Source organism: Paraburkholderia sp. BCC1884 (assembly GCF_900996225.1).
Classification (GTDB): Bacteria; Pseudomonadota; Gammaproteobacteria; order Burkholderiales; family Burkholderiaceae; genus Paraburkholderia.
On record NZ_CAAJGL010000055.1, the window covers coordinates 74,937 to 90,613 of the forward strand.

Below are 15,677 nucleotides of genomic sequence, written 5' to 3' on the forward strand. Positions count from 1 at the left end.
CGATACACGGTGAAACGATCTTGCAAGCTTCGGCCTATGGCCGGCGCAGTTGACTGCTTGCCATCCACGCAAAAGCCGATCTTTTCGCGGCAAATCGTACCGTGTTTGTATTTTCTTCCCGGTAATCCGGTAACCAGGTAAAGACACGTTAGCCAGGCTTGGGCGCGCCCGGTTCGATGATTTCGCGCACGGCGTCGTCTACGGTTTCCAGCAGGACGAAGCGCAACTGGTTGCGGGCGTCCTCGGGAATGTCCTCGATGTCCGCCGCATTTCGTGCCGGCAGCAGGATCGTACCGATACCGCCGCGCAAGGCCGCCAATACCTTTTCCTTGATGCCGCCCACCGGCAGGACGATGCCGCGCAGGCTGATCTCGCCCGTCACCGAGCAATCGTTGCGCACCGCCTTGCCCATCAGCAGTGAGGCGATGGCGATGAACATGGCCACGCCGGCACTTGGTCCATCCTTCGGCACCGCGCCCGCCGGCACGTGAACGTGGATGTCGCGTTTGTCGAAGCTCGCGGCGTCGATATGCAGTGCCTCGGAGCGCGACTTGACCAGCGTGAGCGCGGCCTGGGCGCTCTCCTTCATCACGTCGCCCAACTGCCCGGTCAGCATCAGCCGGCCACCGCCCGGAGAACTGCTGGCTTCGATGAAGAGCAACTCGCCCCCTACCGGCGTCCACGCCATGCCGGTCACCATGCCCGGCAGACTGGTACGCATCGCCACCTCGCTTTCGTAGCGGCGATGACCCAGTATCGACGGCAGGCGTTCGGGGTCGATCTGCTCCCGCGTTGCCGGATCTTCTGCGACCCGCAGGGCGACATAGCGGAATACCGAGCCGATCTGCCGCTCCAGACTGCGCACGCCCGCTTCGCGGGTGTAGTCGCGGATGATCACCCGCAGCGCCGCGTCGCTCAACTCGCATTGCGCCGGCGTCAAACCACACGCTTCCAGCTGACGCGGCACCAGAAAGCGTTGCGCGATCTGGAATTTTTCGGCCTCGGTGTAGCCCGGCAAATCCAGCACTTCGAGGCGATCGCGCAAGGGTCCGGGAATGCCTTCGGGCTGATTCGCGGTCGCCACGAACACCACGCCGGACAGATCGAACGGCACGCCCAGATAGTTGTCGCGGAAGGAGGCGTTCTGCTCGGGGTCCAGCACTTCGAGCATCGCTGCGCCAGGATCGCCGTGCGCGCCCTGCCCCAGCTTGTCGAGTTCGTCAAGCAACATCACGCAGTTGCGCGCGCCGGCTTTCCGGATCGCCTGGATGATATTGCCGGGCATCGCGCCGATATACGTGCGGCGATGGCCGCGGATCTCCGCCTCGTCGTGAACGCCGCCCAGACTCACACGCACGAACGGCCGCTCCAGCGCCTGAGCGATGCTCTGGCCCAGCGACGTTTTGCCGACTCCGGGCGGCCCCAGGAAGCAGAGAATCGGCGCCTTGCCATGCGGATTGAGCTTTCTGACACCGAGATATTCGAGGATGCGGCGCTTCACCTTATCCAGACCGAAGTGCGCTTCATCGAGAATCTGCCGCGCGCGACCGATGTCGATGGGCGCGCCTTCCGGCAGCTGCCACGGCAGTTCGGTCAGCCACTCGAGGTAGTTCAGGCTGATGGAATATTCGCCGCTCGCCTCGGGCATCCGCTCCAGCCTCGCCAGTTCCTTGCGCGCGTGGCTCCCGGTCTCCGGCGGCATGTGCGCGTTGCCGATCGCCCCGGCAAGCTTGCGCACTTCTTCCTTGCTCTCGACGTTCTCGCCGAGTTCGTGCTCGATCGTCCGGAGTTGCTCGCGCAACATCATCTCGCGCTGTCGCTGGTCGAGCCGGCCGCGCGTCTGCTCGCCGATTTCGAGCGACAGGCGCAGCACTTCGATGCGTCCGGCGACGGCATCCAGCACCTTGTCGAGCCGCTTGCACAGTTCGAGCGTCTCGAGAATGTCCTGCTTGCGTTCGAGCGGAATGTCGAGCAGCCCGGCCACCGTATCGGCGAGCATGCCGGGCGCTTCGATCGAGTCCAGTGCCTTGATGAGTTCGGCGCCCGCATTAGGCAGCAGTCCGATCATTTCGCCGGCGCGTTGTTTCAGGACCAGCACGCGTGCGTCGATGGCGGAGTCGCGCTGTGTGCTGTCGGGCAGCAGTTCGACGCGCGCGGCCCGGAATCCGAGGTTGGTCACCGGCTCGATCAGGCGAAAGCGCTCGATCGCCTGACACACCAGATGATGCGCGCCGTCCTGCGGGCTGGTGACATAGCGCAGCACGTTCGCCACCGTGCCCACGGTGTAGAGACCGTCGAAGGCCGGGTCCTGGCTTTGCGGATCGCGTTGCAGCACGATGCCCAAAGGCTGCTGTCGCATCACGGCCGCCTGCACGTCGTCCTTGGTGCGTCCGACTCCCGCCGTGAGCGGCAGTACCATGCCAGGAAAAAGCACGGTATTGCGCACCGGCAGCAGGATCAGGGAGTCTTTGGGCAAGGCCGGCACGTCGGTCGCCGCCGGGCTCGCCGGGCGGGATTCAGGGGCTTTGCTTTCGCTGTCCGTGCTCATCTACCCTCCTCGATCCGCCCTCGCCCCACTCAGTCCAGTCTTTCGAAGTCCAGCAGCAGACAGCCGTGTTCAGACTCGCGCCGTATCAGACGATAGCGACCAGCCGGAAGCTGAATGTGGCGCTCGAAGCGGCCGTAGGGAATTTCCATGCAATGAACCGCGCCCACGGCGAAGGCCTTGGGCAACTGCCGCTCGGCGGCGACCACGAGTTTCGGGCCGTCGACACTGACCTCGATGTGTTCAGGATGCACTCCCGGCAACGCCACCACGATCACGAGGCGCGCGTCGTTCTGAAACACTTCGATGGGCGGCTCCCAGACCGGCGCGCGCCCTTGCTGGCCCGCCAGCCGGAAGAACTGGCGCTGCAGCCGTTCGGCGCGCTCGAGCGCGTCGATGGCGGTTTCCCATAGGGTGATGTGGCGGGTAATGCTCATGCACGGCCCCCTGGCTTCAGCCTTAGGAAAGCAGCAGTTCCGCGCTCAGCGGTAGCGGGTCGCCCTTCGAGCCGCTTCGAATGGCCGCCGCGGCCTTCTCGTAGATCACCTCGCGGTGCCGCTCGAACTCCTGTAGCAGGTCGGCTCGATGCCCCTCGGGTTGGGAGAGTTGTTTGAGGACTTCTTTGCTCACCGTGCAGAAGTGGTGAACGCTATCGACTTTAATGCCGAATTTGACGGCATCGCCGCCATTCAAAGTCACGACCCTGATACCTTCGATGGTGTCGGCCATTGTCGTCTCCGTTGCCAGCCATTCAAAAAGCCTAGCACTAAATGACACAAACGATGCCGATTTTGTGGGCTATCGAACTATTGGAAACGATATCGATACGCGATGTCGCTGAAAGCATGGATCGTGGCGCATCCGGTCTTTTTGTACGACATACCATCGCACCAATACGATGCCGCTCGGACCGTGCATCTCATAGCCGATTGCTCGCCTCGACAGGCGCACTGCAATACTTCGCATCGACTGATAGCCCGGCGGAATGATGAAAGAAAACGTCTCGACGTTCCTGGACATGTCGCGTTGGCTCGCCGCGCTACTCGTGGTGGTTAACCACGCGAGAAGCCTCGTGCTGGTCGATTTTTCCGACGTGCAGAATAAAAATATCCTTGCCAAAGCCCTTTATCTCGCGACCGGTCTCGGCCATGAAGCGGTGGTGATTTTCTTCGTGATAAGCGGCTTTCTGGTGGGGGGGTTGACGCTCGATCGCTGGCAAAGCCGGGGCCCCGATATGCGCGCTTATGCAAGCGCACGCGTGAGCCGCATCTATACCGCTCTTGTGCCTGCGCTGATTATCGGTTTCGCGCTCGATTACATCGGCATGCGCTGGTTCAATGCGAGCGCGATCTACACCAGCATCTCTCCTTATCACATCGCCTCGATCAATTACACCATGGTGTCGACGATGAACCTGCCGACCCTGATCGGCAATCTGTTCATGATGCAGGGCACGCTCACGCAGCCGCTGGGCACCAACGGCGCGCTCTGGAGTCTCGCCTACGAATGGTGGTACTACTGCATCTTCGCCTGCGTGGCCGCTGCGATGACAACGGGTGGTAACCGGCGTTTCGCCTATGCGGCCGGTGCGTTCCTGATCGCGGTTCTATTGCCTTTCAAGCTCGTGTTGTGGGGCGTAATCTGGGTGGTGGGCATTTTCACCCATCGCTGGATCCGCTCGACGGCATGGCGGCCGGCGCCGTGGCTAGGCATGGGTTTATTTCTCGCTACGCTCGTGGCGTCGCGCCTCAGTCATAACGTGGCGGCGCTCGAGAACAGCGTGGCCGGCTCGTTCGCGCGCGACTTCATCCTGGGCCTCGGCTACGCACTCGCGCTCGCCAGTTCGAGCCGCATGAGCCGCCGTGGTCAGCCCATGCGTTTCGCTCGTGTGCACCAGGAACTCGCGCAATTCTCATACACCACTTACCTGTTTCATCTACCCGCGTTGTTTCTGATTTGCGGCGCGATCTATCAGGTTTCAGGCCAACCCTTTCTGCAGCAACCGCATCTCGCGGGCTTGAGTTACCTGCTCGGCGTCACGGCGCTGGCCTACGCTTACTGCTTCGCCATGTCGATGGTAACGGAGCGCTATACGACCAGCGTGCGGCGCCGGCTCGACGCCCTGGTCGGCTGGGTTGCGCCGCGCGCCGTGGCCGCGCGCGCGGCCGCCCCGGAAGCATGACGAGACATCCCATTCGCTTACGCACGCACCTACTTACGGAGAGCTCAATGGCTCCAGGCGCATTCCGGTTTTTTCTGGCAACGGTGGTGCTGGTTTTTCACTACAGTAGTTTCGGCGTGGGTCATACGCCGGTTTATCTGTTCTTCGCATTGAGCGGCTACTGGGTGTATTCCATGTGGCAGCAGAAATACCAGTCGACGCGCGATCCCTATCTGACGTTCGTGATCTCACGCGTCTGGCGGCTCGCGCCGGTTTTTCTGTTGTGCAGCCTGGCAGCGCTGGCAATGGTCATGATCCTGCCGCACGTCATTCAGCCGCAAGTGCCCTTCCCGCCGGTCGAGCCGCATGCGTTGCTGTCGAGTTTCGTGATCCTCGGCTACAACACGGCGAGCGGCGTGCCGCTCGTGCCTGCCTGGTCGCTCGATATCGAATTGCAGTTCTACTTTCTCGCGCCGCTCGTGATCGTGCTGCTGCAGAAGCGGCCGTTGCTCGTGTCGCTGGCAGTGCTTGCGTTGAGCGCCGTGTCGATCGCGGTGTTCTACGATCGTGTCATGACTTCGTATCTGCCGTGGTTCGTCCTGGGCATTCTGATGGCGAAGTATCCCGCCGCGCGACCCGGCAAACGGCTCGCACTCTGGTCTGCTGCATTACCGCTCGCAGTCATCGCGGTATTTGCCGGTGTGCCGGCGCTGCGACCGGTTCTGTTCGGCGGCGCGGTTCATTCGGCGCTCTATGTCGCCTACAATCCGCTCCTCAACATCGGCCTTGCGGTTCTTGCGGTGCCGTTTGCATTCAGCACAGTCACCGTGCGCAGCGGCCGCTTCGACCGCGTGCTCTCCGATGCGTCGTACTCGCTGTATCTGGTGCACTGGTTGCCGCTGCTGTTCGTCGCCCACTACGCAACTCATCTGAGCGCCTTGCCCTCGCCGTGGCGCGCGCTCGCTACCGCACCGCTCATCGTCATATCGTTCGCGCTGTCGGCGCTGATCACGCTCTACGTCGACCGGCCTTGCAGTCATGCTCGCGAACGCTTCGTCAAACAACGCAGCCCGAGCCGGGAAACCGTTCGGCCGATGGGCGTCACTAACTGAGCGGGAGGTTGCGCGCGGGCAAGATCGCGGCTATTTGCCCGGCGCAACGAAGCGGAAATGTCCCCACAGGCCGGGTGTCAGCTCGGCTTCACCGGGCAAGTCGCTGAGCAGGCCACTTGCCTTGCTGGACCAGTACACCCGCTGCAAAGTCTGGAATCCATTGCCGCGCAGTACACCGATGTCGCCGGTAAGCGTCGTGCCCGGCGCGGCGGACAAATTCAGCACTTTCAGCGGCACATCGATCCGGTATACGAAGCTCTCCGGCGCACCGGCGCTGGTCGCGGGCACCTTCGTCACCGTTAGCGAGACCTCCTTGCTGACGTTATCCATCCGCGCAAATTGCAAGGTGCGCAATGGCGAAGTGAAGGTAACAGGCGCGCCTCCCCGCGACGAAGCGATCGGCTGATACAGCAAGGCCACCGTTTGCCCCCGCACGCGCGATACCAGCAAACGCTCGTCACCGGCAACCGCTGCCGTGCGTCCGGCGGGTGCTTTCGGATCGGTGCCGAGCATGAGATCGATGCCGCCACCTGTTGCGAACAGGTTCTGCAAGGAGATTCCGCTGTTGTCCAGCATCGTCGACGTGTCCGACGTCATCGCGATGTGCAGACGATCGCCCAACACGGCAAGCGCGGCGCGCGTCTCGAAGCTCGCTTGTCCCCAGTCGCCCGACTTGACCGTGCGCGTATCGATTTTCGCCCACTGTGTGGCCGCATTCGGCCAGTTGGCCGCGTCGGCATTCGACGAGCCCGCCAGGCGATCTTCCACATCGAGCACGGTCGGCTTCGTGTCGGGCGCCGGCGCGCTCTTCGCCCACCGTTGCGCGGCCAGCAGGCTCTCGTCGCTCACCGCCAGGCGCTGGTCGGGCAGACGTTTGATCCGCTCCAGACCGGCGATGCGCATCAGCGGCGCACTGGCACCCGCCTGCAGATAGACGTTGCCGTCGCTGGTGCGGGTCATCGTGGGATGAAAGTTCTCGTAGAGCAGGCTGGTGCCGTTCATATCCATGCCGCGGCGAGCCTCGGCGGGCGGCGCCTCGGTGGCTTCGTGCGCATCCTTGAACAGCGTGGCGACGAACAGGCCATCCATCGTGAACAGATAAATGCTGCCGTTGTTGCCGTTGATCGCCCACAGTTGCCCGGCATCCGATGGCGCCGGCGCGGCGACCGGATTGCCGAGCACGCGGGTGGTCCCGACGAGTTCGCCGGGCCGGTCGGGCGCGGTGACCATGTTGTGCGACGCGTGCAGACCCGGCCACAAGTCCGGATAGGACCAGACGGCGCGGCCCCTATGATTGCCGGCGAGACTTTCCGGGGCGAGCGGCGCGGGCGGCGTGGTGAACACATTCCAGTCGTCTTTGCCGAGCAGCACCTGGCCGCCGCCGGTGCTTAACTGCGCTTGCACTTTGTCGGCCAGCACCGTCGATCCGCCGATGTTGTAGACCGGCACGTTCTGTGGCGTGAGTCTCGAAACGGGAATCGACCTGGCGACGTCGCCCGCATAAGCGATCGTGAGCGACAGATCGTCCTGCACGGTGACATTGCCGATATATCGCTGATCGCCTTTTTTCGCACCGACGGGTGCGAGGAACGTGACCTCATCCGGATCGACACGTCCGTTGCCGTTCGTGTCGCTCCAGACGAACAGCAGCGCATCGGATTGCGGGTCGAGTGTCGCGGGCATGCGTGCGCGCATCGCCGCCGACTGGAATGCCGGCAGCAGTTTTCGCATGACGTCGAGCGTGCTGCCCGCGGCGGCGACCGGCCGTGCGATGTTCTCCTTGCCGACGTGCCATATCACGATGCTGGGCCGTCCCGATACCTTGGCGCTATTCGCGTTTGTCAGGAAAAGCTGTCCGTTGCGATAGAGCGGATAGTCCGGCATGCCGCCCTTCACCGTGGTGTCGCTGTTCTCGCTGCCCACCAGACCGGTCGTGTCCTGCTCCGCGCGATAGTAGATGGCTTCGGGCACGCCGGTGCCGGCTTGCCAGTCGAGCTTGATGCCCATCGCCCCGCCGTCGTCTGCGTAAAAGAAGCGCGATTTGTCGTTGGGATCGAGCGAGCCACCGCCGCCGTATTGAGGCGGTCCGTAAAACGCCTGAATGAAGCGTCCCGTGGCGGCGTCCCAGAGGCTCACGCGCTTGGGCATCTTGTCGTTTTCCGCGACCCAGAGCCTGCCTTGATTATCGAGCGTCAAGCCGGCGGGATGATTCATGTGGGCCGGGTCGTACGTGCCCACCGTGGGCGGCCCGGCATGACCGATCACGCGCAGCGGCTTGCCGTCGGGCGCGAAAACCTTGACCTGGTGACTTTGCCCCCAGTCGCTCACGTAGAGGTTGCCGGCCGGGTCGAGCGCAATATTCTGAGGATCGTCGAGGCCGCCTGTCACGACGCGTACCGGCTCGGAAACCGTCACTGTGTTGCCGGCATATTTCACCTCGATTCGCACGAGTTGTTTGCCCGACAACGCCAGCAATTTCCCGCTCGTATCGAACGCCAGCCCTCGGGGATCGGCGAGCGGTATGGTCTGCATGACCTTCCTTTTCGCTGTGACATCGTTGCTTGCCGGGCCGATGAACAATAGCCGGCCGCCGCCTTGACGCATGGCGACGACGACTAGACCGTTGTACGCCGCGAGTCCGGTAAGCGACTCGGAGCGCTCCGGATACGCGAGGTCGACGTGAGGCGAAGGCGACAGCGCCGGTAAATCGAACTTCTCGAGACTGAGCGGCGCGTCTTCACCGGTGCCGAAACGCGGATCGTTCGCTCTGGCCGGCGCACCGCTCTTCGACAACAGCGCACTCAGACGTAACTCGGGTTGCCCATCGTGCTGGTCACCGCTCCAGGACGTGGCCGCATAGGCGTAAACGTTCGCGGCGGGCCGCGTGCCGGTATCGCGCGCCAGTTGTGTCGCGCCGGTCCAGAGTCCGCCTAGCCACACTTGCCCCCACACTTTGCGGCCGGCGAGATCGAGCCATGCAAGACCGCTGCCGCCCTCGGACACGTAGCTGCCGACCAGCACCTGGCCTTTGAGCGCACCTGGCGCGCCGGGCCGCGCGGGCGTGGCTCCGGGCGGCACGAACAGGATGGCGCCAGGCGCGGAGTGGGTCGCGAGCCATTCGCTGGCAGGCTCTTTGGTTTGCCAGGGCGGACGCCCCGGGCTATAGGGATTGAACTGATACTCGAGCGTGATGGCAGGACGCACCAGCCCTCTCACGCGATAACAGCCAGCCGCTACCAGGCGGCCGGGCACGTAGTACTGGCCATGAGCGGCGGCGTCCGTGTCGCGCTGAAGATCGTCGAGACCGTCCCACTGCACGGTGTTCTTTCCCGCGGGGAAAAACTGCTCGCTGACCAGATTACGCACGCGCCGGCCGTCGTCGTTCTTGCCGGCGGACTGACCGCTCTGCTTCTGATCCGCGCGCGCGCACGCTGCTTCTTCGATCACGAGCGTGACATAGCCCGCATGGTCGAGGGTGAAGTCGATCGGAATGCCTTTGGGGACCGGCGGGGTCGTAACTGGCTGCGCCGCCATCAGGCACGTCAGCTGGCAAGCTGTCAGGAACAGCACGACCCACCGGGAGACACTCATTTCAATTTGCTGAAATGCATCGTCGCCAGGATGACGTACACGGAGATCGACACCACCGGACTGATCGAGGAAAACATCACCACTCGCGAGATGGAGTCCATCGACATGAAGCACAGCAGGAGCGCCTGGAGCGCGAGTGTCGTGACGACCTGAATCCAGGACGGCGCGATCCATGCCCTCGACATGTTCAGCGAGTACAACAGTCCTTCGATCACGTACAGCGAAGCGGAACCCAGAATCAGCAGCAACTCAGTGCTCAGCTCGCCGTTCTGTCCGCTGTACTTGCCGCCCAGTATGCCGAGCATCAGGCCGGGAAAAAGCGCGGCCGCCCCCAGAAATACGGTGATGATGCAAAGGAACAGGCCGACGTATTGCAGATACTTGCGCCGCATCTCGGCCTTGTCTTTCAGGATCGAGAAACGCGGCATCAGGATGTTGGCGAACACGGATTGAGCGACCAGCAGCAACGCCGCAATGCGTCCCAATGCGCCGAGTTGTGCGACCTGGGTCGCGCTGCCGAAATACCCCAGCAGGAAAACGTTCAACTGCCCCTGAATGCAGAAATAGATCGACGCGGGCGCCTGTCTTTTGGCGACCCGCAGGAATTCCTCCTTGACTTCCGCCACGGGCACGCCCGTGTCCTTGTTCGACAGGTCGTAATGGCGCCGGATCTGATACGCCTGGAAGGCCATCGCGACCAGGGCCGCAACCAGTGCAGTCACCGTGTGCGGAGAGAGCAGGATGAGCGACAACACCACGAGCCGCGTCAAGGCGCCGGAAATCGTGATTCGCTGCAGAACGCCAAGGCTTTGCTCCAGTTTCGGCAGCACCGCCAGCAAATCGAAATTCAACTGAAAATACGTGATCAGCACCACCAGTCCCATGATGCAGACCGACAGGATCAATGGCGCCTGAGACTTGCCCAGCAGCAGCAGACCCGCTGCGAACACGACGCCGCCAAACACGAGGAAGAATTTGATCCGTGTCGCGAACGCAACCGCGAAGACACTATTGATCTTCGCCCGGTCCGGCCACAGGCGGCCGGCCACGCTCATCAATGCCGCGCCGACGCCGATATCGCACAGTACGCTGCCGGCGCCGAGCAGGGTGACGGCAATCGTGTACCACGCGTACTCGTGAACCGACAAGGTTCGCACCACCCAGATGCCGCACAGGAAGTTGATGCCCTGAAGCAAGGCCTCGCGCGAAAAGAACTTGGCGAGAAACACATGCATCCCGCCGCCCTTCTGCGCGACCGGCTGATGCACGGCATTCAGACTGCAAGCCCCTGCTTCGCTTGAGGCATCAGGGGTTGGATTCATAGAGGAGGCTTCCATTGGCAGGCACGATTGAACACATCCGGATTCTCCCGACGCGCTGAAGCCTGTGTCCACGGCCGCAGATCACTCGATCGAAGCAACCGGTATCTTCCCGCGCGGCTGCTCGCCAGGAATGTTCGTTGGCGCACCCTGCTCCCGAACGGATCAAATACGTCGCGCAACAGATCGCGCACGGGCGGTTCAATCCCGCTCCACGGTCTCGATCAGTTCCCGGATCATCCGGTCGATGTTGTACCGGCCCACGTTTTCGAGTCCCGCCCGCCGCATGCCTTCGAAATCCGCCGAGGCGATCGTCGCGGCCGAAGCGGCTACGTCGTCGGGATCGATGTATTTCGCGGCGGAGCCGCCCACCTCCTGCATCGGACCCACGGACGACGCGAACACCGGACACCCGCACGCCTGAGCCTCGATGATCGGCCAGCCGAAACCTTCGTTGCGCGACGTGAAGATAAACCCCTGCGAGCCCGAATAGAGTGCGTTGAGCAATTCCATCGGCGCATTCTGCACAGCGTGAACTCTCGATTCCAACCGCGCCTGCCCGATGATTTCGTTCATCTCCTGATTCGGCGGCGGCCCGACGAACATCAATTGCGCGTCGGAAAATTCCGGCAGCTTCGACAGTTCCGCAAAGATCTGCACGACGGCCGCACGGTTCTTGCGCGGATGATCGGAGCCGACATGCAGGAAATAAGGTTTATCTTGCAGCATATGCAGATCGTAGGTTTTGAGAATTTCCCGCCAGCTCGGGTCCTGCTCAAACTTGCTATGCAAGGCCTGGCGAATCACGGTGGTCCGTTCAGTCAGATCCGGACGCAGTCCGATCAGATCCGAGCGCGTGAAGTCCGACACACAGATGATTTTCTGCGCGCGCGCCATGCCGCGCAGGATCAATGCCTGAAACACCTTGCCGAACGGGCTGGTGCGCCAGCCGCCGATCAGGCCGCGGGCGGCCCGGATCGCGATGACATCGTGGCACGTAATGCTGCTTGTCTTCGGCGGCAGCCAGAACATGTACATGCCGTTCGAGTGATCACAGATGTGCGTACGGTCGAAGCGCTTCGCCTTGCGGCTCAGGAAGAGCGGAAAAATGATGAACTTGTCGACGTAGGCCACCCATTTCGACACGCCCACCGGCTCTTTGGAGCGCGACAGCAGCACGGATTTCGGTGCGGTCAATTCGACCTCGACACCGGCGGCGCGGCAGCCTTGCAGCAGCATCTGCGCATAGGCCTGCATGCTCTTGATATCGTCGGCGGGATAATTTCCGACCAGGAGAAGCTTCATCTGGATACCTCCGTTGCATAGCGATAGACCACGGTCCGCGCAGGAAACGCCGGCCGGATGGAACACAACGCAAGGCCGAGCACGAGATAGCCGAAGGCATTCGCACTCACTTGCCCGCTGACCGGCCACGACGACATGCCGTAAGCCGCGGTGGCCCAGAGCATCAAGGGCAGCGTTTCGCCCAGCCGCGTCAGCCGGGTGATGCTTTTTGCAAGGCCGAAGCCAAAAATCGCGCACTTGATGATCAACCACGCAAAACCGACGAGTCCCATCTCCAGCAGCACACGCGCGGGTTCCGATTCCGCCAGTTCGAATTGCTGATGCCCCGTCAACAGCACGGACCCTGCGTTGGTACCGGCGCCAAGGCCGTGACCGATGAAATCGATGTCCTTGCGGGCGGCCGGCTCGCCGAGCAGTTCGGTCTCGACGCGGCCGAGCACATCCTCTTCGGCCGAGGCGCTGGCAAAGCGCTCCTGGGTTGCGACCAGCGCGTCGCTGAACACCATCAGCGTGGTGACCAGCGCAATGGCGCCGATCAGCGCCTTCGCGGCCGACAGCATCAACGCGCGGCCCGATTTCGCGCCGACGAAACTGCCGACGGTCTGGATCGCGAGCAACGCCCCGAAGAACATGATCGAGGCGCGCGACCCGCTGATCAGCGTACCGATCGACACCGCGAAGAAAGCCAGTACCGCGAGCCATTGGCGACGAAACACGCGAGTACCGTTCCAGGTGCCGCTCATCGCGAGCGGGGTGACGGCCGCGATGAAACACGCGTAGCCCATCGTGAAGGTGAAAGTGCCGGTGACCCGTACGATGTTGGCCGCGACGCGGAAAATCTCGTCCTCGTCGGTGTCGGGCTGCACGTTGAGCGGCGAGGAAGGCGGCAGGAAATGCTGCATCACCGTGAGCGGCAGCATCAGGACACCGAGCGCGATCATCAGGCGCATGAGTCTGACCACCTCGTTCGACGAGAGCGAGCACGCCATCGCCAGAGCAAACCAGAAATAGAGCAGCCAGAATCTGAGCCCGAGCACGAACAACAGCACGGGTCCCTGCACGACCACGAGTTGCACTGCGCCCCATATCACCACGCAGAACGACCACAGCACGAGGCATTGCGTGAGCATCGGCATGACGCGAAAACGCTGCAGCACGATCGCTCTCACCACCAGCGCAAACGCGGCCAGATCGCGTAGAACCAGCAGCGGCCCCGACGACGAGGGCAGGAACCATTTGCGTGCCGCACCTTCGAATACGGCAATCAGAATGACGACGACGACGAGTTTGAACTCCAGGCTCATGGGTTGAGCCGGCGCCTTGACGTGGGACGATGCCAGGGTCTGCATGGGTTACTCCACCGTCTCGGCAATCAGGTCCGCGACGCGTCGTCTGTACGCACGCCAGGTGAAATGTCCCGCCGCTTTCAGCGCATAGGGCGACGCTGTCCGGATTGCCTGGCGGTTCATGACCTTGTCCTCCATGCAGCGAAAGATCGCCTCCGCGGTGGGTTCGACCACCCAACCGCTATCGGGAAACAGCGAGATGATTTCGCGCGCGCCGGTCATCGTCGAGACGATCGCCGGGGTGCCCGTGGCCATGGCTTCGACCACCACCATGCCGAAGGCGTCGAAACGCGAGGGCAGCAACAGGCAATCGGCCTGCGCGAACAGTTGGTAAAGCTGCGCCTGCGGCACGTTGGGGCAATGGCTCACGTGAGGAATCTGCTTCGCGCGAGTCAGCCACTGCGCTTCTTCCGTGCCGCCCACCAATGTGAGGTCGGCGCGATGGCCGTTCACATTGAGGCGCGCGAATGCATCCAGAATCAGGTCGATCGATTTTCTCGACGACAGCGTGCCGGCAAAAATGAATTGCACGGGCCGCTCGCTTTCGGACGGCCTCGCTACCCCGTCGGGCAACTCCGCGCCCAGCAGGATCGACTTCACCTTGCTGGCCGACACGCCCGCCTTCAGATACGAATCGCGCGCCAGGTCCGAACAGGTGATGACGAGATCGGCCAATTCCACTTCCTTGTCCTTGCGTCGATTGATTTCGTCGATATAGCCGTTCGACGGCACTTCGATCAGACGCCTGGCATCTTCGTGATGCAGCGAAGGCGCGTCGAGAATGCACACGGCGCCAACCGAGCGGGCCGCCATGAAGGTGTGATACGACGAGTTTTCATAGCCGACCACGGCGCGCGGCCGCAATGCCACGACATGGCGCGAGACCCACCAGTCGAACCAGTGAAAGACACGGTGCGTGTAGTCGTGCTGCATCGGCGCCGAGCGCGCGAGCGAACGCGCCCGCAGCAGAATCTGCCACCACACCGGGTGACGCCGCAGCGCAGTCGGAATGGTCGTGTTGCGCACTTTGCCGCGAATCTGCGCCGGCACGATCGACATCGACCGTGAGCCGTTGGCGCTCAGCGGCACGCCCGACCAGAAGGTCTGCAGCAAACCGTGTTCGTGCAACCCCCGGGCTAACTGATGAGCGTGTTGCAGGCCCGGATGAAAAACTGCGACGGACTTCATGAGCGCACTCCACGACGATCGTTGCGTCGACCGGTCAGCGGTTGAGCGCGAAAGCGCCACGCGAGACGACGAGTTGCACTCATGACGTAAGCTCCAGGATCTTTCCGACCAGTTGACTGCTACGCACATGCCCGGCGAACACGCGCTCGCCGACGGCTTCCGACAAGGCGTCCAATCCGCGCGGCCCGGCACGGAACGACTCGCGCCTGACGAAGTGCTGGTCGGCCAGCGGGTAACGCGTGGGCACCGGATAAGCGCCCGCGTCGTCGAAAATCGAAACGGGCGCTACGCCATGCGTGGCATAGGCCGCGAACACACCGGACTTCGACGCCTGGCCCCACGGCGTGTTGAAGAGCCCCCACTTGGCCTGTCTCAACTTCGTCGAGACGTCCTCGGCCGCCAGCGGGCCGGCCATTTCAAATGCGTGCGGTTTGAGCGCCTCGGCTACGTTATCGAGCCACTCGCCCTGCGCACCGATATCGATTACCCGCTCGATGCCGCCGCTCGCAAGCTGTTCGGCGAGAATCGGCGTCATCGCGTCGTAGACCTCGCGGCGCGCTTTGGGCGAGCCGAACACCACCGCGGTATTGCCGCGTTCGTGCCATGCGTTCACGTTGCCGGGTTCGCCGACATTCGAGAAGGTCGGCGAATAGATGGCTCGATCGCCGATCATCTTGACGCCCCATGCATGGGTGAAATCCGTGTTGAAAAATGCGTAGTCCGCGAGTTCGACCAGTTGCTCGCAGATCGCGCGCTGCAGCGGCGCCAGCCAGAACGCCGTCGACATGCGCGGCGCCACCAGCACCCACAACTCATGGAAGTACACGATCAATCTGAGGCCGCGACGCTTGGCCTTTCTCACGAAAGCCGGTAGCCAGAGCGGCACGCCCTTGCGATCGAAGCCGTAGATCGACACCTGCAGAATCCAGACGTCGCCCGGCACGATCGGCACGTCGCGCGACGACTGACGATTCGGTACGGAGTAGCGCTCCACGCTCACGTCGTTTGCGCGCAGCGATTGCAGCAGCACGCCGGAGTGGTCGGTGACGCCACAGCCGCTCTCTTTCACCATCGGCTGGACAATGCGAATGTTCAGCATGATTTCGGTCG

General features: G+C 62.8%; 11 protein-coding genes. 2 read left to right on the forward strand and 9 right to left on the reverse strand.

Annotation, left to right across the window (positions count from 1 at the left end):
* Positions 1-148 precede the first annotated feature (148 nt).
* The 3 genes from lon to FQ705_RS04230 are packed head-to-tail and all read right to left on the reverse strand — an operon-like array spanning position 149 to position 3,274.
* Entirely contained in the window at positions 149-2,548 is a 2,400-nt protein-coding gene (gene lon / locus FQ705_RS04220) for an endopeptidase La (RefSeq protein ID WP_144138158.1), read from the reverse strand.
* A gap of 29 nt (positions 2,549-2,577) precedes the next feature.
* Positions 2,578-2,982, reverse strand: coding sequence for an Hsp20/alpha crystallin family protein (locus FQ705_RS04225; RefSeq protein ID WP_144138159.1), 405 nt, complete (start codon positions 2,980-2,982; stop codon positions 2,578-2,580).
* Between the two features lie 22 nt (positions 2,983-3,004).
* Positions 3,005-3,274, reverse strand: a complete 270-nt coding sequence (locus tag FQ705_RS04230; RefSeq protein WP_144138160.1) for a DUF1488 family protein — start codon at positions 3,272-3,274, stop codon at positions 3,005-3,007.
* Positions 3,275-3,530: 256 nt separating this feature from the next.
* Here FQ705_RS04230 and FQ705_RS04235 point away from each other — a divergent pair, with 256 nt between their 5' ends.
* On the forward strand, positions 3,531-4,727 hold the full coding sequence (locus FQ705_RS04235; protein ID WP_144138161.1) for an acyltransferase family protein: 1,197 nt from the start codon (positions 3,531-3,533) through the stop codon (positions 4,725-4,727).
* A gap of 47 nt (positions 4,728-4,774) precedes the next feature.
* Positions 4,775-5,818 (forward strand): acyltransferase family protein, encoded by a 1,044-nt coding sequence (locus tag FQ705_RS04240; RefSeq protein WP_186307784.1) that lies wholly within the window; start codon positions 4,775-4,777, stop codon positions 5,816-5,818.
* Between the two features lie 30 nt (positions 5,819-5,848).
* On the opposite strand, the gene FQ705_RS04245 is transcribed toward FQ705_RS04240, so the two are convergent.
* The 6 genes from FQ705_RS04245 to FQ705_RS04270 all read right to left on the reverse strand — a co-directional run bounded on the left by FQ705_RS04245 (position 5,849) and on the right by FQ705_RS04270 (position 15,666).
* Positions 5,849-9,409 carry a hypothetical protein gene (locus FQ705_RS04245; RefSeq protein ID WP_144138163.1) on the reverse strand — a complete coding sequence of 1,187 codons (3,561 nt, stop codon included), beginning with the start codon at positions 9,407-9,409 and terminating at the stop codon, positions 5,849-5,851.
* Positions 9,406-10,731, reverse strand: a complete 1,326-nt coding sequence (locus FQ705_RS04250) for a lipopolysaccharide biosynthesis protein (protein ID WP_144138164.1) — start codon at positions 10,729-10,731, stop codon at positions 9,406-9,408. The genes FQ705_RS04245 and FQ705_RS04250 overlap by 4 nt, the downstream gene beginning before the upstream one ends.
* Before the next feature lie 198 nt (positions 10,732-10,929).
* On the reverse strand, positions 10,930-12,033 hold the full coding sequence (locus FQ705_RS33960; RefSeq protein ID WP_186307785.1) for a glycosyltransferase family 4 protein: 1,104 nt from the start codon (positions 12,031-12,033) through the stop codon (positions 10,930-10,932).
* The gene (locus tag FQ705_RS04260) at positions 12,030-13,382 is read right to left on the reverse strand and encodes a hypothetical protein (RefSeq protein ID WP_144138165.1); all 1,353 of its coding nucleotides are present in this window, start codon (positions 13,380-13,382) and stop codon (positions 12,030-12,032) included. The genes FQ705_RS33960 and FQ705_RS04260 overlap by 4 nt, the downstream gene beginning before the upstream one ends.
* 3 nt (positions 13,383-13,385) lie before the next feature.
* Complete coding sequence (locus FQ705_RS04265; RefSeq protein ID WP_186307786.1) at positions 13,386-14,567, reverse strand: glycosyltransferase family 4 protein; 1,182 nt, start codon at positions 14,565-14,567, stop codon at positions 13,386-13,388.
* 79 nt (positions 14,568-14,646) lie between these two features.
* Entirely contained in the window at positions 14,647-15,666 is a 1,020-nt protein-coding gene (locus FQ705_RS04270; RefSeq protein ID WP_144138167.1) for a hypothetical protein, read from the reverse strand.
* Positions 15,667-15,677: the final 11 nt, after the last annotated feature.